This window comes from Zobellia uliginosa (assembly GCF_900156625.1).
GTDB classification, from domain to species: domain Bacteria; phylum Bacteroidota; class Bacteroidia; order Flavobacteriales; family Flavobacteriaceae; genus Zobellia; species Zobellia uliginosa.
Window position 1 is genome coordinate 959,542 of record NZ_FTOB01000002.1, and the last position, 20,296, is coordinate 979,837.

Here is a 20,296-nt window from a genome sequence, read left to right on the forward strand (position 1 = left end):
GTGGCATAAGGCGTTAAGAAGTTAGATTTCAATTCATTTATGAAAAGTACATGGGGCATTTAGTGAGAGGTTGTTTGAGGGCGTGTTTGCATTTAGAGTTCTATGAGACTTTGAAAAATGCTGAAATACGGGTTTATAAAGTGCAAGCGGAAGCCGAAGAGTTCCATATAGAAAAGGGCAAGCTTGTTGTTTTATCTTCAAAGTTGGTTTCCCAAAAAGCAAAGCACCTTATAGGAAGTGGGTTTACGGATGATGAAGGAAACTATAATATACCTTTGTCGGATGGGTACGATGGTGGCCCTTTGGAAATTGATGTAGTGGTTACCGATAAAGGCAAATCGAAAAAGGTCACACACACAGTTCAGTTCACCCTAAGGCGGTTGAATCCGGTTTGGCGTAAGAATCAAGAAGGTAGGGAGTTTATTTTCAATTACAGCTTCAATTTTAAATTTTGGAACCAAGTACGAACGAAACTTGATATTTGGACGATTATCGGACATATCCTGTCCAAAGAAGACCATAAAGCTCCTGTAAAGGGAGTGACCGTTGCGGCTTTTGATACGGATTGGATCAATGATGACTTTTTGGGAAGCGCCCTAACCGATAGCAAGGGTCAGTTTCGAATAGATTATAAGGGTCTTGATTTCAAACAGACATTTCTATCGCCAATGATCCGCGTTGAAACCCCCATATCTTCTATACCAGGACCGGGAGTTTATTTTAAAATATACTCTTCAGAAGGAGTTTTGTTGTACGAGGAAGACAGAAACATGGGTAAGACTGAAGAAAGGAAGAATATCCCTCGTTGTTTCGATATTGACTTGTATATTTAACACTAATTAAATTTTGAGATCATTTCTTAATGATCGTTATTAATACGGACCTAAGATGAAAATAAGGATCAAGGGTAATTCCGTTCGGGTACGGATTACAAAACCAGAAGTTACACAACTCTGTAAAGAAGGCTTGGTACAAGAGGTTACACCTTTTGTAAGTGGTTCATTTACTTACGCCTTGCGTTCCGAAGACGTGCCTGATCTTACAGCGGACTTTCAAGATAATACCATTACCGTAGTCTTGCCCAAGGAATTGGTGAAAGACTGGGAAGAGAACAACCGCATAGGGTTTAGCGGTTCGGTCGCACTCGCAGATGGACAAAACCTATTACTTTTGGTCGAAAAAGACTTTACATGTTTAGAAGATAGGGGAGAAGACGAGTCCGATAATTACCCTAACCCTAAATTGCAACACTAGAAATATAAGTTGAGTATGCAGAATGAAAACTTTCGAAGAAAGGTATCGGTCATTGGTTCCGAAGATTTCTCGAATATCAAGATAACAGAACCGGTACGTTACGCTGCCGGAAAACTAGGTGTAAAAGAGGCCTTGCGTCACGGATTTAAAGAAATGGGTATTGTGCGCTCCATGCGTGCATTTTTAGAATTGAACCAAGAAGACGGTTTCGATTGCCCGAGCTGTGCCTGGCCCAACCCGGAAAAACCTTCCTCTATTGCGGAATACTGTGAAAATGGGGCAAAGGCAGTTGCTGATGAGGCCACCACCGATAAGATTGGCAGGGACTTTTTCAAGAAGTATTCCGTAGAAGAGTTATCACAACTCACCGAATACCAATTGAACAAATTCGGTAGGCTTACCGAACCCCTTGTCCTACGGCCGGGCAGTATGTACTACGAGCCAATCTCATGGCAAGAATCGTATGAACTCATTTCCGAAGAATTAGGGCGATTGAAATCACCCGATGATGCCATTTTTTATACTTCCGGGCGATCTAGCAATGAGGCGGCCTACCTTTACGGTATGTTTGCCAGGGCCCTAGGCACGAATAATATGCCCGACTGTTCCAATATGTGCCATGAATCTAGTGGCGTAGCCCTTTCAGAGACATTGGGTATCGGCAAAGGTTCGGTAAAACTTGAAGATTTATACGGTGCCGATGTGGTAATCGTGGCCGGGCAAAACCCGGGTACGAATCACCCTCGTATGCTTTCTGCCTTGGAAAAATGTAAGGAAAATGGAGGTAAGGTGATCAGTATCAATCCCCTTGAAGAATCAGGGCTCATTAATTTCAAGAATCCACAACATGTAAAAGGGCTCATAGGTGGGGGTGAAAATCTTACCGATATTCATCTTCAGGTGCGTATCAATCAAGATATAGCCCTGATGAAATTGATTTTAAAACGACTGGCCGCCTTAGATGAAGCCGGTCAGAAAGTATTTAACCATGATTTCTTGGGCGAGTATGTAGACGGTTACCAAGAACTTTTAGACGATTTGGCCCAGTACGACGAATCGTCATTACTCGATTTATGTGGGGTAGGGGAAGCCATTATCGATGAAACCGTGGCCTTATTGGCTACAAGTACCAATATTGTGATATGTTGGGCCATGGGACTGACCCAGCATAAGAACGGTGTTGCTACTATTTGCGAGTACTTGAACCTACTCTTATTAAAAGGGTCCTTGGGTAAACCCAACGCCGGTACTTGTCCGGTAAGGGGCCATAGCAACGTTCAGGGCGACCGCAGTGTAGGGATCATGCATTTTGTAAACCCAGAACTCAACGAGCGTATTGAAAAACACTTAGGCTTTAAGGCCCCTGAAAAAGAGGGGCTCGACGTCGTAGGGGCCATCAAGGCCATGCATGATGAAAGCGGAAAGGTTTTTATTTGTTTGGGAGGGAATTTTCTAATGGCGGCTTCCGATACCTTGTATACGGCCGAGGCCATGCAAAATTGTGAACTTACCGTTCAGATAAGTACGAAATTGAACCGATCGCATTTGGTAACCGGGAAAACGGCGCTGATCCTTCCCACTTTCGGTAGATCGGAAAAAGATATGAAGGGTGACAAATTGAGATACCAGACCATGGAAGATAGCATGGGCCGAGTACGTCAATCGCGTGGACTTCTAAAACCGACCTCCGAGAACATAAAAAGTGAACCGGAGCTTATCGCCGAACTGGCCCATACTCATTTTGGCGCCGGACATTCGGTAAACTGGAAAGCCATGGGAGAGGATTATGAACTCATTCGGGAAAGTATCGACTTGGTCATCAAAGGGTTTGAAAATACAAAGGAAAGGTCAAAAGGAATAGGGTACTACCTGCCCAACAACGTTCGAGACCTCGATTTTAGTATGTTGCCCAATGGTCGGGCCCAGCTGACCCGAAACCCCTTGCCCGAACACGATTTAAAGGAAGAAGAACTTATGCTGATGACCATTCGCTCCCATGATCAGTTCAACACTACGATCTATGGAATGGACGACAGGTACCGAGGAATCTACAATGAAAGGCGGGTTCTTTTTATGAATGCCAAGGATATGGAAAAAAGAAACCTGAAAAAGATGGATGTGGTACATATTAAAAGTACCTATAATGGAAAGGTACGTACGGCACATAAGTTTCTCGTCGTACCGTACAACATCCCTTCAGGTGATTTGGCCGCCTACTACCCTGAAACCAATGTCTTGATACCTTATGACCAATACGCGGATAAGAGCAAAACACCGATCAGTAAATCGATTAAGGTTACACTTGAGAAAGCCATGTAAAATAAAACCCCCGCAGCAGACGAATCTACTGCGGGGGCAACAACTAACCAACCTAAAAACTATTTTAATATCTTCTTGAGCTTCTCGATGAAGCCGATCTTGAAGCGCTGTTGTTTGAACTACTTCTAGAAGAGGCTTTGCTCACGGAACTTCTTGATGAACTACGTTTCGATACGCTACTTCTACTCTGTGAAGGTGTCCGTTTTATTGTTCGCACGGTGCTTTTATTTTTCGAAGAGCTATACCGGCTACGGTTGTTTGAACTTACCGCACTGCGCGTTGGTCTCTTGGCCGATGTTGTTTTGGTCACCGTTGTTCTCTTCGTTACCGCACTTCTATTCGGTTTGCGAACGGTAGTCATTTTTCGGGTTACCGTAGTACCGTTACTCGGGCGGACACGGGTCGATGACCGGTTTACCGTGGCCTTACTGGTTTTACCATTACGCACCGCGCTACTTCTATTCGTACTTCTTACAGCGGCACTGTGACGGGCCGTAGTATTCCTCGATTTAGAAACATTGCTTCTTCTAGTGGAAGCCAAACTATGAGTTCTACGGGCACTGCTTCGTACGCTTACCCTTTTATCGTTTCTATATACCCTAGATCTTTCGCTTCTAATTTTGTTATAACGATGAGTCTTACCGATTTTGGCATAGAATCGTCTTGTATTATGCCTGTAAGGAGAATAATAGGTATAACGAACAGGACTGTAATATCTTCTATAAGGCCTGTTGTACACAAGACAAAAGCCAATTGCCGGTCTGGTAAAAAAGGCATGGAAGGGTCTGTGGATATAGCGTCTGTTGTAAATGTTTATATATCCAGTATGATAATCATATAAACCTCTGTGGTTGTAATAGATACTCATGCCCCCCAATCTACGGATACGTCCGTTGTTGTAACTGATATCAACATCACCTATTTGGGTGACACGCCCGTAATAATCGTAATAAATAGGTACGTTTTCTACTTGAATTACCGCACCGTAATCATCATATTGGGCGTATGGGCTATAATCATAACCAGAGTTAAAGGTAACACCGTTTCTACGTCCGGTGACGCGACCATCAATGTAAAAATCAAACTCACCATCGGGATATACCGAAAACGTAATGCCATTTTCGACAAAAATAAATGAGTCGTTGTATCCATAAGCATTGCGTTCTGCAACCTTATCTTCTACTGTAGCTGTGGCCATGGCACCGGTAGTGCCTAAAATAAGGGCCGAAAAAAAGAGTAGTAAGTTTCTCATGCTATAAGGTTTTAAATTCCTGAGTGTAATTATTTACATTCGAGTTGTAATAAACAAACAGCGTGCCAAAAATCAGCACACAAGATTAACTCACTGATTGTTAGATTGTTATTGGGTGTTGTGATTTTTAAGAGGGAAGGAATACGCTCTAAAAATATTATGATAGGGAATGAAACCCATAAAAAAAGACCCCATTCTTTAAGCGAAAATGGGGTCTCTTATTTGATTTGTAAGGTCTATCCGGCTCGCTACAATTTTTCTTTTAGATACTTGGCCGTAAACGAAGTACTGCTTTTGATTATTTCCTCGGGTGTGCCTTCCGCCAAAAGTTGTCCTCCATTCTCACCACCTTCCGGACCCAGGTCAATAATATAGTCCGCACATTTGATAAGCTCCACGTTATGTTCGATTACAATAACCGAATGGCCTTTTTCTATAAGGGCATCAAATGACTTCAAGAGTTTTTTGATATCGTGAAAATGTAGTCCTGTAGTGGGTTCGTCAAAAATAAACAAGGCCTTGTCCTTGGTCGTTCCCTTGACCAAAAAGGAAGCAAGTTTGATGCGCTGCGCCTCACCGCCCGAAAGGGTAGAAGAAGACTGACCAAGGGTTACATAGCCCAAGCCTACATCTTGCAAAGGCTTCAATTTGTTCACGATCTTGTTTTGTTTGTGGTCTTCAAAAAAGGCAATGGCATCGTCAATGGTCATATTGAGAACGTCATCGATATTGGCCTCTTGGAACTTTACTTCCAAGACTTCTTTTTTAAACCGCTTACCGCCACAGGTATCACATTGAAGGTGTACATCGGCCATAAACTGCATTTCTACCGTAATTTCGCCTTCCCCCTTACATTTTTCACACCGACCTCCATCGACATTAAAAGAGAAATGTTTGGCCTGATAAGCCCTGATCTTGCTTAGTTTTTGCGCAGCAAAGAGGTTTCTGATATCATCATAGGCCTTTATATAGGTCACAGGGTTTGAGCGTGAAGACCTACCGATGGGGTTCTGGTCTACGAACTCAACATGTTTTATGGTCTTGTATTTTCCTTCTACAGTGGTATACTGTCCGGCCTTTTCGCCATACCCGCCGACTTCCTTTAAAATAATGGGGTAGAGGAGTTTTTTGACCAAGGTACTCTTCCCACTACCGGAAACACCGGTTATCACCGTAAGCATGTTCAGGGGAAAAGTAACATCTATATTTTTAAGATTATTTTCGCGGGCTCCTTTGATCGTAATATAATCGGGAGAGGTCCGTCTTTTTGTGGGTACACTGATTTCTTTCGTGCCGTTCAAGTATCCCGCAGTGAGTGAATTCGATTTTAAGATGTCGTCCAAGGTCCCATGGGCTACCACCTCACCACCGTGTGTTCCCGCTTCGGGGCCAATATCTATGACTTCGTCGGCGGCCTTCATAATGTCTTCGTCGTGTTCGACTACGATTACGGTATTGCCCAAATCGCGTAAGGACAACAAAACGTCGATCAGGTTTTCGGTGTCTTTAGGATGTAGTCCGATACTGGGCTCATCGAGAATATACATGCTTCCTACCAGGCTACTGCCCAAAGAGGTTGCCAGGTTGATCCGTTGGCTTTCACCGCCGGATAAGGTATTTGACTTTCGGTTCATGGTCAAATAGTTTAATCCTACCTTATCAAGAAAACCGAGCCTCGTATTGATTTCCTTTAAGAGGCGGGAAGCAATTTTCGTATCGTATTTATCCAAAACCAAATCGTGAAAAAAGGGAATCAACTTTTTTATAGGAAGTTCTACCAAGTCGGAAATGTTCTTTCCGGCAATTTTCACATAGTCGGTTTCCTTGCGTAGGCGTTTTCCGTGGCAAACGTTGCATTTGGTTTTTCCGCGGTAGCGCGAAAGCATCACCCGGTTCTGAATCTTATAGCTTTTCTCTTCCAATTGATCAAAAAACTTATGTAGGCCGATAAAATGTTCGTTTCCGTCCCAGACCAGTTGTTTTTGTTCGTCGGAAAGTTCAAACCAAGGCTTGTGGATCGGGAAATCGAATTTATAGGAAGAGTTCACCAATTGGTCCCTGTACCAGCCCATACTTTCGCCTCGCCATGGAAAAATGGCGTTTTCATAAACAGAAAGGGCAGTGTTGGGTACCACTAAATCTTCATCAATGCCGATAACATCGCCATATCCTTCACATTTCGGACAGGCCCCATAAGGATTGTTAAAACTGAATAGATGTACATTAGGTTCTAAAAACGTCATGCCATCAAGCTCAAACTTATTACTGAAGGGAATGCGTTCTTTGCTGTTGAGCTCTTCAATGGCACATTCGCCTTTTCCTTCAAAAAAAGCGGTATCCACCGCATTAGCCAAACGATTGTAGAAATCTTCGTCATCTTTGACAATGATCCGATCGACGACTAAATCGAAATTCCGCGAAATATCGTCGGGCACATTGTCTATTCGAAGCACTTCGTCATTGTATTTGATACGGGCATAGCCTTGCTTTGAGAGCAATTGTAGCGATTTGATGGTGTCTCGGTTCTCATCTATTTGGATCGGGGCCAATAAAAGCAACTTGGTACCCTCTTCGTATTTCTTTACCTGTTCGACCACATCGGTAACCGTATCTTTTTTGACCTCTCGTCCGGAAATAGGGGATGTGGTACGGCCGATACGGGCGTAGAGCAACTTGAGGTAATCGTAAATTTCGGTGGTGGTACCTACGGTAGAACGTGGGTTGGTAGAATTTACCTTCTGTTCAATGGCTATGGCGGGCGCTATCCCTTTTATATAATCAACCTTGGGTTTGTCTAGCTTGCCCAAGAATTGCCTTGCATAAGACGAAAGACTTTCAACATACCGTCTTTGGCCTTCGGCATAAAGCGTATCGAAAGCCAAACTCGATTTTCCGGAACCCGAAAGACCGGTAATGACCACCAGTTTGTTTCGGGGAATGACAACGTCAATATTCTTTAAGTTGTGCAGTTTTGCACCCTTAATAATTATGTTGTACTTGGGGTTTACGTCTACTATTTCTGCCATGTGTTTATCTAAGCTTACAAAGATACGATATGATGATTTCAATAGCTAAAATTGTATAGTTCACATTAAAAAATGTATCGATAACGTCAGAAATTTTCTAAAGTCATTTAATTTTTTCTATATTTGACCCCAACAAAATGTTAAGACGCCTATAGCAAAAAATTACTTTTAGAAAGATTAAAACATTATCTACCAGACCTTTTCTATGAAAAGGATGTCAGGTTTTAACTATTAAAGTAATTGTTATGGATATATTGACAGAAGATTCCCTTCTTATTAAAAATTACATCTCCGGTGATGAAAAAGCATTGGAAATTCTGATTGAAAAGCACAACCAGCGGCTCAGCAGTTTTATTTATTCCAAGGTAAACAACCGTGATATTACCGAAGACATTTTTCAAGATACCTTTATTAAGGTCATCAAAACACTTCGACGGGGCACTTATAATGAAGAAGGTAAATTTTTGCCATGGGTCATGCGTATCGCCCACAACCTTATTATAGACCACTTTAGAAAAAGTAGCCGAATGCCTATGTTCGAGGGTTCCGATACTTTTGATATTTTCGCCCATATAGGGGATGAAAAACTAAATATAGAACGACAGTTAATAAAGGAGCAGATCGATAGCGACCTGGAAATTTTGGTAGATGAACTACCTGAAGATCAAAAGGAGGTTTTGATCATGCGAATCTATAGGGATATGAGTTTTAAGGAAATTGCGGAAAATACCGGGGTAAGTATAAATACCGCACTGGGCCGTATGCGTTATGCCCTTATAAATTTGCGAAAGATTATTGAACAGAACAACATTGCTTTAACGAATTAATTAACCATAGGTCGAAGCAATTCATTATATTTATATCAGTTGCGTTATTATGCGGTAACAATACTGAATTATATATGGGAAAAATTTACGCTACAGAATCGGACAAATGTAGATTGGTAAAAGCGAAGCCTGAAACCGTTAAGTTTCTATTGGCTTATTCCAAATCTCTAAGTATTACAGAAGCCAAAGGTTTACAGTTTGAGTCTAATATGAACTGACGAATAACCTTATATTATATAAAAGGCCCTTGCATGATTTGTGCAAGGGCCTTTTTTGTAGGAAATAATTACCTATAAAGCCTGTGTTTATAATAGGTAGTGTATGATATCTATATACTCCATTTAAAAACAATAACCGACCATACATCTTCAGGGCATTGATTTTGTGTGGCTAACGCACTTCGAACCATTTTATTTTGTTGAAAAAGGGAAAAGTAGGTTTTCACATCAAAAACAAGCGGTTTTACAACAATGTTTTTTTCTAGACCCCTCTATTATCTAGTTTTATATCATAATTAATAACAAGGCCATCCACCAAAGGATAAAAATACATTCTTAATATAACTAAATAACGGTAGCCTTTCTTAGGAAAGTCTCAAATCTTAAACTAAAAAACCCTACACAATGAGCCAACAAATCGAAGATTCAATACTAGTAAGAGATTATATCAGCGGAGACGAAAAAGCTCTTGAGATTTTGATCAACCGTCACAACCAAAGAATATCTAGTTTTATTTACTCTAAGGTTTTGGATCGCGATGTGACCGAAGATATTTTTCAGGACACATTCATTAAGGTGATCAAAACTTTAAAAAGAGGTTCATATAGTGAAGAGGGAAAGTTTTTACCGTGGGTAATGCGTATCGCACATAACTTGATCATTGATCATTTTAGAAAGAACAAAAGAATGCCGATGTTCGAAGGAAATGATGATTTCAATATCTTTTCCGTTATCGGTGACGATAAGCTAAATGCAGAAAAACAGCTTATTAAAGACCAAATTACTTCTGACCTTAAACATTTGATCGAAGAATTACCAGATGATCAGAAAGAAGTTTTGGTAATGCGTATCTATAAAGACATGAGCTTTAAGGAAATCTCTGAAAACACCGGAGTAAGCATTAATACGGCCTTAGGAAGAATGCGTTATGCCCTTATTAACCTTAGAAAAATCATTGACAAACATAATATTGTTTTAACGAATTAATAAGTAGCTGAGAATGCTCAACAATATTTCCAATCTAGTTGCGTTATCCATTGTATAACTATGCTACTATTATGGAAAAAATTTACTCTGAGAACCTCGAAAGAGGTAGTGCTGTAAAAGCTACGAAGGAAACAATTAACTTTTTACTAAGTTTTTCTAAACAATTTCATATTGTTGAATACAATAATTTTCGTTTTGAAAACAGCTTAAACTAAAGATACAGACCCGTTTATCGGGTCTTTTTTGTTTTGTAATAAGCATCGATTACGGTCTTTCTACCGATGGTCTTTGTTATAATATCTTTCTCTAGATTCCATCCCCGGGCCGGAGAGTATTCCCTTCCATACCAAATTATCTGAAGATGCAAGTCGTTCCAAAGTTCTTTGGGAAACAATCGTTTGGCATCTTTTTCGGTTTGAACCACATTTTTACCATTCGAAAATCCCCAGCGGTACATAAGCCTATGAATATGGGTGTCTACGGGAAAAGCCGGTATGCCGAAAGCCTGTGAGACCACTACACTGGCCGTTTTATGTCCCACGGCGGGTAACTCTTCCAAAAGCGCTAGGTCTTGCGGTACCTCGCCCTGGTATTTATCGATGAGTATTTTTGACAAACCGTAGATTCCCTTTGATTTCATAGGGGAGAGGCCCACAGGTTTTATGATTTCACGAATTTCCTCTACCGACATCTTAACCATATCATACGGATTATCGGCCCTTTCAAACAATAGGGGCGTAATCTTGTTCACCCGAACATCTGTACTTTGTGCCGATAACAAGACGGCGATCAACAAGGTATAAGGATCCTTATGGTCTAAAGGCACAGGTATAGAGGGATATATATCACGTAATGTGCTAATGGTGAAATCAATCTTTTCCGCTTTTGTCATTTTTGTCTAATTTTAGCCTCGTATACAAAAAGAACGATAGCTATGAATACATTACAAGTAGGGGACAAAGTACCCGATTTTTCAGCGAAAGACCAAGACGGGAATACAATTAAATTATCTGACTACAGTGGTAAAAAGCTCATTGTGTTCTTTTATCCGAAAGCGAGCACCCCAGGTTGTACGGCAGAAGCTTGTAACCTAAGGGACAATTATCAAGAACTTCAGGAACAAGGGTTTGAACTATTGGGCGTTAGTGCCGATTCAGAAAAAAGACAGGGCAATTTTAAGAAGAAATACGGCTTTCCATTTCCCTTGTTGGCCGATGAAGACCGTTCGGTAATCAATACTTTCGGGGTATGGGGCCCTAAGAAGTTTATGGGGCGCGAATACGACGGTATCCACAGAAAAACTTTTGTTATCGATGAAAATGCGATAGTAACCAAGGTAATCGATAAGGTAAAGACCAAGGACCACGCCGCCCAACTATTGGACTGATTTTATGTCCATACATTTGGGGTATAAATAAAAGAGGGGCCTAAGCCCCTCTTTCTATTTTACTTTATCTTCGTCCTCCGATTTCAGCAGTTTTCTGGTAAACAGCTTTTCTTCTTTAATGATTTCGGGAATGCCTTTCGGTAACATGTCTTCCCAGCCTTCATCACCATTGATGATTTTCTTAAGCACGTCTCTCGAAAAAATATGCATGATTTCGGGGTCGTAGTCTATAATGTCCATCACCTTACCGTTGTACTTGAAGAACTTGTAAAGTTCTTTCATTCTCGGGTGCACCTTAATGTTGTTACTGGTCATGATTTGACCGGTCTCAGCATTTTTCATGGGGTAGAGGTAGACCTGAAGGTCTTTGAAGAACAACTTACCAAAGGCTTCCAAAATGCCTCCCGATAAATGCGGTAATACTTTTCGTCAAAGATATCCACAAGGTTGTTGACTCCCATGGTAAGACCTATTTTGGCCTTGGTATACCGGTTAAAGTATTCTACCAGTTTATAGTATTCCTGAAACTTGGATATCATTACATTGTGGCCGAGGGCACAGAGCAATTCGGCACGATCCATAAAATCTTGTTCGTCTATTTCACCCGAAGCCTTAAGGTTCGATAGGGTGATTTCGAAAATGACCATGGTACTTTCTTGGTTGACCGCGGGATCTCGTATAAAAATGTCATACGATTTATGGAACATATCCATGTTCACTTTGGTAACCGGCCTAAAGCTTCCGCGCAGGGCCAAGATATTTTTTTTGTACAATGCGGCCGCGGGCAAGAAGTTGTTGCCATCAGGGCCGAACATTACCGCGTCGGTCATGTCGTTTCGAATCAACTGCAAACTCATCAATCGGTTGTCGACATCCTTAAAATTAGGACCTGAAAAGTTTACCATATCGATTTCCACGGTATCCTTGTCAATGTGGTCATAGAGATACTTGAGCATCTTTTTGGGTTTGTGGTACTTGTAAAAGGCACCATAGATCAAATTAACGCCAAGAATTCCTAATGTTTCCTGTTGCAAGCGGGCTTCGTTTTGTTTAAAACGAATGTGCAGTATGATTTCATCCAACTCTTTTTGAGTGGGGTCGAGTTGAAAACGGATGCCTACCCAGCCGTGACCCTTATATCTTTTCGAGAAATCAATGGTCGCCACTGTATTGGCATAGGAAAAGAAAAGTCGGTCTGGATGGGTCTCGCGACTGATACGCTCTTCCATGAGCGTCATTTCATGCGAGAGCATCTTTTTTAAACGTGATTGTGTAACGTACCTACCATCGGTTTCAATACCATAAATGGCATCGCTAAAATCTTTATCGTAGGCACTCATCGCCTTGGCAATGGTACCGGACGCTCCGCCCGAACGAAAGAAATGTCTCGCTGTTTCTTGGCCTGCGCCAATTTCAGCAAAAGTTCCGTAGATGTCAGGGTTTAGGTTGATCCGTAAAGTTTTGGCTTTGATGGAAGGAATATTTTCAAAGGTGTTGTCCCTTTTTAGAACTGAGGCCATTTAGTTGGATTTTGCTTTCAACAAAGTTAACAAGTTCAGGTAATCTATTAAATTATTTAGTTATAAATTTGAGCTTAGATGAGCGATGCGTTTAAAATTACATTTTTAGGTACGGGCACTTCTCAGGGAATACCCGTAATAGGTAGTAATCACCCGGTTTGCCACAGTGCGGACCCCAAGGACAAGAGGCTGCGTGTATCCCTCTTGATATCATGGAAAGACTACAATTATGTGATAGATTGCGGTCCTGATTTTAGGCAACAGATGTTGACCAACCAGGTAAGCAAGGTCGATGGGGTTCTTTTTACCCATGAGCACTCCGATCATACTGCAGGACTAGATGATATTCGCCCCTATTTCTTTAGACAGGGCGATATACCTATATATTTACATAAACGCGTTGCCGATTCCCTTAAAAGGCGTTTCGACTATATTTTTGCGGATGAAAACCGATATCCTGGGGCACCGGCAGTGGCGGTCAACCTAATAGACAAGGACCATAGGTTTACGATTGGCGATGTTTCCGTTATGCCGATAGAGGCCAGTCATAACCGAATCAAGGTACTGGGCTTTCGAATCAAACATTTTACTTACCTGACCGACGTAAAGACTATAAGCGATGAAGAGGCGGAAAAAGTAAAAGGCACTAAGTTTTTGGTTGTCAACGCACTTCGTGAAGAACCCCACCATTCGCACTTTAATCTAGAGGAAGCCTTGGCCTTCATCGATAAGATCCAACCCGAAAAGGCCTACCTTACCCACATTAGCCATTTGCTCGGCTTTCACGAGGAAGTTGAAAAAAAATTACCAAAAAATGTACATTTGGCTTACGATAACTTGACCTTAACCGTTTAAAGAGTAAATAATTCTTCATTTTATGAAAAGTAAAATATTTTTATACCTCTTCATTTTTGTATCCCTTATCTGTCTTTATCTTTTTGTTAGCAATGGCAACATGGTAAAGGTCAAAGATGCCCGCATTGACAAACTTGAGGGCCAGATCGAGTCGTTGCGCGATTCGGTTAGGGATACACAGTTGAAAGTCTTGGAAATGCAATATTTTTCCTTGGAAAACAACGATGACGCCTTGGCCTATTACGACCATTTGAAATTGGAAGACCCATCCCGCTATATTGCCGACAAACTATTGGAAACCAATGAAAGCAAGGGTGACAATCCTTTGGTGCCTTATGAAGGTATGGATAGCGACTTTAAGATCAACAAGATCAAAGTCTTGAACCACAAATGGATATTGACCGATTTTTCGGATGGAAAATATTGGGGCGAGCTATTGATCAAGTACGAGCTAAAAGATGATCTCAGCGTCGATTTTACAATGCTTGACCATTTGCTTTATACGCGAAGCGAATAACTATATCTTACCTTCCAGCCACTTTTTGAACGAATGGAAATTTTGGGGAGCGACACCGTGCCCCACAGGAAACTCTTCGTATAAGTGGTCTATATCGAGGTTTTTAAGAAACTCCGGGGCTTTCTGTGCCCATTCAGGGGGAATCACTTGATCTACCTGACCATGTGAAGCATAGATTTTTAAGTTCGAGTGGTCTTTATCTTGATAGCCTTCCTTTAAGATGGCTTCGTTAATGTAACCGCTTAAGGCCACCACGTTTTTTATTTTCTCGGGATAGGATAAGGCTAGGGCATAACTCAGTATGGTTCCTTGGCTAAAACCTAAAATAGTGACGCGTTCCGCATCAAGGGCGTAAGTCGCACAAGCCTCATCTATAAAGGTCGCGATTTTATCCCTAGAACTTTTGGCCTGTTCATCATCGCTCCATTTACCCTGTTGGGCATCAAAATTAATGGCATACCACGCATAGCCGAAAGGCTCTAAGGGGTAGGGGGCCCGAACCGATATGATACAAAGTTCCTCGGGAAGTTCCGGTGCAAAGGAAAACAAATCTTCCTCATTACTTCCGTAACCATGGAACATAAAAAGAACCGGGGCTTTCCCTTCTTTAAGGCTAGAGGGCCTGATCAGGTGTTCTAATGATAGGGGAGCTGTTGTCATTGGATAAATGTAAACCATTTTTGAAAGAAATCACCAACTAGGGGGACGGACTGTTTTTTTCCGTTAAGGGCTCCGAGAAAGCCGTACCACCATAGTACAAAATAACAAATGTACAGGCCGTACCAGGCATACTCATTGAACCACTGGCTCAAAAATAGGGCAAAACCCAAAAAAAAGAGATGAAGCCCAAAGGCCTGTCTCGTGTGAAAGCGGGCGAAGTCATTTTTGGCATCGAAGTTCATGCTTATGGCTATAAGTGAACCTATAATGGTAAAATAAGCCGTTAAGGCCGTGGTTTTTCCTTCCTTTACTGTATTCATGTCGCCAAAGTTAAGATATGAGCTAGTCTTGCACAAAAAAAAGAGACCCCTATAAGGTCCCTTTTTTGTATCGTATATAATAATGGGCTTACCCGATATCGCCGACCAATGGAATTTTCTCCGCCTTCCCGTTTACGGCGTTCATAAGTCCAATAACGGCCAAAATCAGCCCGATATATTGAAGGTAACTGAACAGGCCTATTCCCGTAACCATAATCAATACGGCAGCGATAATCGATACCACAATTCCCGTAAGCCATGCCCTTAGGGCTTGCCCGATATGGAACTTGGCGAATTCATTCTGTTCTTTGTTGTTCATGATATAGGCCACTAAGGTTCCTATTAATGTAATGTAGCTGATAATTGCCATGGTTTTACCCTTGTCGATCGTAGTTTGGTCCATTATGTTGGTTTTAGGTGTTACTTTATGCTTCCTCTGTAACGAACAACCCTTTGTTGATCGTTCCGTATACTTTTCCCTTTAATTGAGAACCCATATACATACTGTTCTTTGAGGTAGAGCTTATATGTCCTTCTTCAAAGATATAGTTTACTTCGGGATCGAACAAGGTGAGGCAGGCTTTTTCCCCTTCCTTTAAAACGGGTGATTCTAATCCGTATCGTTCCCTTCCTTTCGTCAACAAGCCTATGGTAGTTTCGGTGTCTAAAAGGGTATTCAGGCCACCAAAAGCACTTTCAAGTCCGATACTTCCGTAAGAAGCATTGTCGAACTCCACACGTTTTTCCTCAATGTTCATAGGGCTGTGATCGCTGGCGACAAAGTCGACAACACCGTCTTTTAACCCCTTGATAAGGGCCTTCGCATCGGTCTTTGCCCGTAAGGGTGGTAGGGTCTTATAGGCCGAATCGAATCCCTCAAGGCAGTCATCGGTAAAACTTAGGTTATGTACGGCAACGCTGCAGCTGACATCTAAACCTTTCTTTTTGGCCTCGGCAATCAATTTCACCGATTTGGCCGTAGAAATAGTGGGTATGTGTAGTTTTCCTCCTGTATACTCCAAGATAAAAAGGTCTCTGGCCACTTGCAGTTCTTCCGCTAAAACGGGAATCCCCTTAAGTCCTAATTTGGTCGACACCTCACCTTCATTGACGATGCCCTTGCCGGCGATTCGGGAATCCATAGGAAAGGAGTAGACCAGTCCCTCAAAATTCTGGACATATTGCAAGGCAATTTTCAAGAGGTTCGGATTGGTCATCGGTTTTTTAAAGTCGAAAAATCCGACCGCCCCGGCATTTTTCATATCGTACAATTCGGCCAGGTCCACCCCTTCGGCATCTACCGTTAGGGTTCCCAAGGGGTGAAGGGAGGTCAATTGATCGGCCGCTGCATTTTTTAAGAACACAATAGACGAACTACTATCGGGTGCGGGATGGGTACTGGGATTGAGCACTATATCGGTAAAACCGCTCAGGGCCGCCGTATGCAGACCGTTGGCAATGGTCTCGCGTTCTTCGTATCCAGGTTCACCGAAGGCTACGCTACTATCGAACCAACCGATGGAAACATGAAGGTTTTTGTGCTTAATGACCCTTGTTTTTCCTTCGGGCTCTATTTTGGCCGCAATCTTGGCAATAGTTCCCTTTTTGATAAGTATGTCGCGGGTCTTTAAATGAAGCTCTTCGCTGTTTTGATCAATTATTTTCGCCGATTTTAAGAGAATGTTCATTTAAGATATTTTTGAATGAGTACTTCAACAAACAGCAAAAGCAGCGCTAAAATAACAAACCATTTCCAAAGCTCGGTTACGCTGTTGTCTTTTTCAATGGTGTCGAATAGCGATGCAATAGAAGATGCGGATAGATCGCTTTCCAATTGCTCGGTATTCAAATAGGCCAATTTGCTTTCGTTTCGGTTGTGGTTAAAGCTTATATTCTTTGTGGTTTTCTGGTCTTCCATTACCGCATAGATACCATCTTCCTGTAGGTCGCCATTAAAGAAAAGCGATACTTTATGGGCCAGTGACCGTTGTTGCGGAATAAATTCGAAGTCCGGTTTCGTTAATTTCAAGATATGGTCGGGAGCTAGGGTGGTGGCAATGTCAATGGTCGTAGATTCACCCAATACGGCATAAAGGGGAGGGAGTTTTAAACTGCCCATAGCCATATTGTAAAAGGTTGGTACGACCAAGGGGGATTGGGTAAAATTCGAATTTTCGGGTTCCAAGGATGCCGTGAACAAAAAGAAGGACGCATCGCCTACCAAAAATGGCGTACTGCCCTGAAAGCCCAATGCCGTTGGTGTCGAGGTCTCGATTTGATAGCATTCGGAAGCTTTCGGATACTGAAAATTGGTGACGTTTTTTTCAAATACATTTTGATACAAAGGATGCGAAAAGGAGATGTCCGTAATCTCGCGTTCATCACGAAGCGGTTGTACAAAGGTAGTGGCATAATTTGAGGTCAATAGGTTGTATGACCCCATATCGATGCCTACGGCAGGTATAATGGTCAAGTGCCCCCCATTGGCGATAAAAGCCTTTAGGCTCGTCGTCAAGGAGGTGGGAATTTGCGGCAGATCGTTTAACACGATCAAGTGTTGGGTGGAAAGGGTACTATAATTCAGGTTTTTGAGCTCAAAGGCCGTATAGGTAAACTCGTCTTCGGTATAAATACGTTTCAAAAAATCGTTTTTTGGGTTACCGACCGACAAGACCTTAATTTTTTCTCGTTCGCCTATGTTGAAAAAGAGTCGGTTGTCATAGCTTAATCCCGAATCATTGATTTCGATTTTTCCATTGAATACCTCGTTTTTAGGAAGGCTAAAACTTACGGTAACCTTTGGGGAAGCATCAAAGGAAGCCGAAGTTTTTGCGGCCAATTTTTCGCCGTTGAACAATGATACCGGAACACTTTCGTTTTGGCCGGTACTTGATAAGTCTACCGAAAGCGTAAGGTTTTCAGAGGTTTCCGAGCTAATATAAGCCGAGTCTATGGCAACGTTGGCAACCACATCCGCTCCCAAACGCACCAAGTGTAGCTGTAATTGGGGCCGCTTTTCGGCAGAACCATTGGCCATACGCTGTTGAAAGTCGGAAAGGACGATCAGGTTTTTCTCGGTTGAAGGGTCGGAGGAAAAGAGTGTCTGTCCCTTAAGATACACTTCGTTAAGCTTTAACTGTTTGTTGTGGAAACCTAAGGCAAGGAGTTCATTTTGAATATCTTGAAGGCTTGTATTTCTAAACGTCCTAGTATTGGTAAAAAGTGAAAAGCGCTCCGTTTTAGGAAGCTTTTTTATCAAGTCCTGAACGGCATTTTCCAATAGGGTAGTGCCTTCATTCTTGAGTTGCATACTAAAGGAATCATCTAAATAGATAACCGTTTCCTTCTGTTTAAGGGCGGATTTTTCAGCGAAAAAAGGTTGAGAAAAGGCAAAGACCAAGGCTGCTAAGAGCAACATTCGGGTTAAGAGTAGCAACCATTTTTTTAGGGTATTGCTCTGTCTCGATTCCGAAACGACCTTCTTTAGGAACTTGACATTGGTGAACGGCGTTTTCTTGAAACGTCGCAATTGGAACAAATGAATAAAAATAGGGATCAGGAGGAGAAAAAGGGCCCAAAAAAGTTCCGGATATTTAAACTGCATTTCCTGAATTGAGATGGTAAAGATATACATTTCACGCTTTATAACATGGCTTAGTGAAAAGTTATTTTACATGGACGGTATCTTGCCAAATACCCACCCTAGCCCTAAAATTAACAGAAAAAAAAGTAATCTGCCATAGGTTTTTGTCCAAGGCCCGAAAAGAACTTTCTGATATGCCGCTGGGCATCTTCATTGGCTACGGTAACGATACTTTGGGGATTGGAGAGCTCTTTAAGCTTGCTGAAGTGCAGCATTTCCTTGCCATATATATGTTTGCCTATCTTTTTCGAGTTGTCGCATAGCCAATAAAAGTCTATGTTTTGCGCTTGTAGGCCTTTTGCTATTTCCTTCCCTTTGGTGCCGGCGCCCCAGACCGTCAACGGTCGGTCAGGTTCGTGGTTCAGTTTGAGGAAATATCGAAGTTTGATGTCTAGAAAATAATTCTGGGCATAGTGTTCACTGGTCCTAGAGGTACGGGTGTCATAATCGCGCCAATAGTGTAGCAGTTTAGAACAGGGAATACATTTTAATCCGTCTTGGTAGAAACGAAAAGTAAGGTCGTAATCTTCGGGATAGAGGTCGGGTTCAAAGGCCCCACAACGCTCAAAATCTTCGCGGTAGGCCATCCAACAAGGGGAGGGGATAACACATTCCTTATAGATCTCGGAATAATTGTCCCCGGTTTGGGTGAGCTGGTTCAACCATTGTTCATAACGTTCATAACCATTGCTAATACCGCGGTGCGAAAAATAACGGACCTGTCCGACGGCGAGGTGGCCTTTTCCGTGTTCCAATAAAGATTCCGCCATGGTCTTTAACTTATCTTCCGTCATAATATCGTCGGAATCCATTCGGGTGACGAACTCCCCCTTACTATGCTTATATGCCGTTCTTAGGCCTTCGATAATGCCATTCCCTTCATTGTCAAACAAATGTATACGAGGCTCTTTTTTGGCGTAAGATTCCACCAAATTTTTACTGCCATCACTACTACCGTCATTAACGGCCAGTACCTCCCAATTCGGGTAAGTCTGTTTTAAGATGGAGTCAAGACACTGGGAAAGAAAGGCTTCGGTATTCTTAAAGGGGATGAGTATGCTAACAAGGGGCTGTTTCATAAGGGGGCAATTTAGCAAAATTGAAGGCGAATTTTAATTTGAAAGAATAAAAAATAACAAAACATTTTACAGAGTAGAAAAAGGTTACTATATTTGCACCCGCATTCAGGGAATACCTGATGAGGCACTCAGGAGAAATGGCAGAGTGGTCGAATGCGGCAGTCTTGAAAACTGTTGAGGGTCACACCTCCGGGGGTTCGAATCCCTCTTTCTCCGCAAGCAAGCAGTAGTTTGTAAAAATAAAATCCTATCAAGTTTTCTTGGTAGGATTTTTTGTTTTGGGACGGTTTGGCGATGTTCCCTCTTTGGACGATCATTATTTTCTAGCCAATAATGGATCAAGTCATAAAGTTGTGGGATTTTATCTTTAGGCAAAAATATTAGTTAACCTAAATAAGAAGAACTCTACGTTTCTAACACCTCTGAATTGAG

The 20,296-nt window shown here is 41.9% G+C and carries 17 protein-coding genes, 1 tRNA gene and 1 pseudogene; 9 read left to right on the forward strand and 10 right to left on the reverse strand.

The features are described from left to right. The first annotated feature begins 50 nt into the window (after positions 1-50). Genes BW980_RS08460 through BW980_RS08470 form a run of 3 tightly spaced genes read left to right on the forward strand, consistent with a single transcriptional unit; the run spans position 51 to position 3,573 of the window. On the forward strand, positions 51-833 hold the full coding sequence (locus tag BW980_RS08460; RefSeq protein ID WP_139327632.1) for a transthyretin-like family protein: 783 nt from the start codon (positions 51-53) through the stop codon (positions 831-833). 55 nt (positions 834-888) lie between these two features. Beyond that, on the forward strand, positions 889-1,254 hold the full coding sequence (locus BW980_RS08465) for a DUF7009 family protein (protein WP_076454634.1): 366 nt from the start codon (positions 889-891) through the stop codon (positions 1,252-1,254). A 15-nt stretch (positions 1,255-1,269) separates the two neighbouring features. After that, entirely contained in the window at positions 1,270-3,573 is a 2,304-nt protein-coding gene (locus BW980_RS08470) for an FdhF/YdeP family oxidoreductase (RefSeq protein ID WP_076454636.1), read from the forward strand. A 64-nt stretch (positions 3,574-3,637) separates the two neighbouring features. Here the strand turns inward: BW980_RS08470 and BW980_RS08475 are convergent, their stop codons facing one another. Beyond that, a complete protein-coding gene (locus BW980_RS08475) occupies positions 3,638-4,825 on the reverse strand; it encodes a hypothetical protein (RefSeq protein ID WP_076454638.1) in 1,188 nt (395 codons plus the stop codon). A 248-nt stretch (positions 4,826-5,073) separates the two neighbouring features. Then, positions 5,074-7,851: an excinuclease ABC subunit UvrA gene (gene uvrA, locus BW980_RS08480; protein ID WP_076454640.1), complete on the reverse strand. Its 2,778-nt coding sequence runs from the start codon at positions 7,849-7,851 to the stop codon at positions 5,074-5,076. A 245-nt stretch (positions 7,852-8,096) separates the two neighbouring features. Here uvrA and BW980_RS08485 point away from each other — a divergent pair, with 245 nt between their 5' ends. After that, complete coding sequence (locus BW980_RS08485) at positions 8,097-8,678, forward strand: sigma-70 family RNA polymerase sigma factor (RefSeq protein WP_076454642.1); 582 nt, start codon at positions 8,097-8,099, stop codon at positions 8,676-8,678. Positions 8,679-9,301: 623 nt separating this feature from the next. Then, the gene (locus tag BW980_RS08490) at positions 9,302-9,883 is read left to right on the forward strand and encodes an RNA polymerase sigma factor (protein ID WP_076454644.1); all 582 of its coding nucleotides are present in this window, start codon (positions 9,302-9,304) and stop codon (positions 9,881-9,883) included. Positions 9,884-10,112: 229 nt separating this feature from the next. Here the strand turns inward: BW980_RS08490 and BW980_RS08495 are convergent, their stop codons facing one another. Next, a complete protein-coding gene (locus BW980_RS08495; RefSeq protein ID WP_076454646.1) occupies positions 10,113-10,775 on the reverse strand; it encodes an endonuclease III domain-containing protein in 663 nt (220 codons plus the stop codon). 42 nt (positions 10,776-10,817) lie between these two features. Here BW980_RS08495 and bcp point away from each other — a divergent pair, with 42 nt between their 5' ends. Further along, complete coding sequence (gene bcp, locus BW980_RS08500) at positions 10,818-11,270, forward strand: thioredoxin-dependent thiol peroxidase (RefSeq protein WP_076454648.1); 453 nt, start codon at positions 10,818-10,820, stop codon at positions 11,268-11,270. A 54-nt stretch (positions 11,271-11,324) separates the two neighbouring features. Here bcp and BW980_RS08505 read toward each other — a convergent pair. Beyond that, positions 11,325-12,790: pseudogene (locus BW980_RS08505) on the reverse strand (TonB-dependent receptor). A 78-nt stretch (positions 12,791-12,868) separates the two neighbouring features. On the opposite strand from BW980_RS08505, the gene BW980_RS08510 reads away from it, so the two are divergent. Both BW980_RS08510 and BW980_RS08515 read left to right on the forward strand, forming a co-directional pair. Further along, positions 12,869-13,645 carry an MBL fold metallo-hydrolase gene (locus BW980_RS08510; protein ID WP_076454650.1) on the forward strand — a complete coding sequence of 259 codons (777 nt, stop codon included), beginning with the start codon at positions 12,869-12,871 and terminating at the stop codon, positions 13,643-13,645. A gap of 22 nt (positions 13,646-13,667) precedes the next feature. Then, positions 13,668-14,162, forward strand: coding sequence for a hydrolase (locus tag BW980_RS08515; RefSeq protein WP_076454652.1), 495 nt, complete (start codon positions 13,668-13,670; stop codon positions 14,160-14,162). Here BW980_RS08515 and BW980_RS08520 read toward each other — a convergent pair whose 3' ends face one another. The 6 genes from BW980_RS08520 to BW980_RS08545 all read right to left on the reverse strand — a co-directional run bounded on the left by BW980_RS08520 (position 14,163) and on the right by BW980_RS08545 (position 19,864). Next, positions 14,163-14,822, reverse strand: coding sequence for an alpha/beta hydrolase (locus BW980_RS08520; protein ID WP_076454653.1), 660 nt, complete (start codon positions 14,820-14,822; stop codon positions 14,163-14,165). Further along, positions 14,819-15,142, reverse strand: a complete 324-nt coding sequence (locus BW980_RS08525) for a hypothetical protein (protein ID WP_076454655.1) — start codon at positions 15,140-15,142, stop codon at positions 14,819-14,821. Before BW980_RS08525 ends, BW980_RS08520 begins: the two co-directional genes overlap by 4 nt. Before the next feature lie 88 nt (positions 15,143-15,230). Continuing rightward, entirely contained in the window at positions 15,231-15,545 is a 315-nt protein-coding gene (locus BW980_RS08530) for a magnetosome magnetite crystal formation protein family (RefSeq protein ID WP_076454657.1), read from the reverse strand. Positions 15,546-15,567: 22 nt separating this feature from the next. Continuing rightward, positions 15,568-16,830 (reverse strand): dihydroorotase, encoded by a 1,263-nt coding sequence (locus tag BW980_RS08535; protein WP_076454659.1) that lies wholly within the window; start codon positions 16,828-16,830, stop codon positions 15,568-15,570. After that, on the reverse strand, positions 16,827-18,776 hold the full coding sequence (locus BW980_RS08540; protein ID WP_245799999.1) for a BatA domain-containing protein: 1,950 nt from the start codon (positions 18,774-18,776) through the stop codon (positions 16,827-16,829). The genes BW980_RS08535 and BW980_RS08540 overlap by 4 nt, the downstream gene beginning before the upstream one ends. A gap of 80 nt (positions 18,777-18,856) precedes the next feature. Beyond that, on the reverse strand, positions 18,857-19,864 hold the full coding sequence (locus BW980_RS08545; RefSeq protein ID WP_076454661.1) for a glycosyltransferase family 2 protein: 1,008 nt from the start codon (positions 19,862-19,864) through the stop codon (positions 18,857-18,859). Between the two features lie 131 nt (positions 19,865-19,995). On the opposite strand from BW980_RS08545, the gene BW980_RS08550 reads away from it, so the two are divergent. Then, a tRNA-Ser gene (locus BW980_RS08550) sits at positions 19,996-20,080 on the forward strand. The last annotated feature ends 216 nt before the right edge of the window (positions 20,081-20,296 follow it).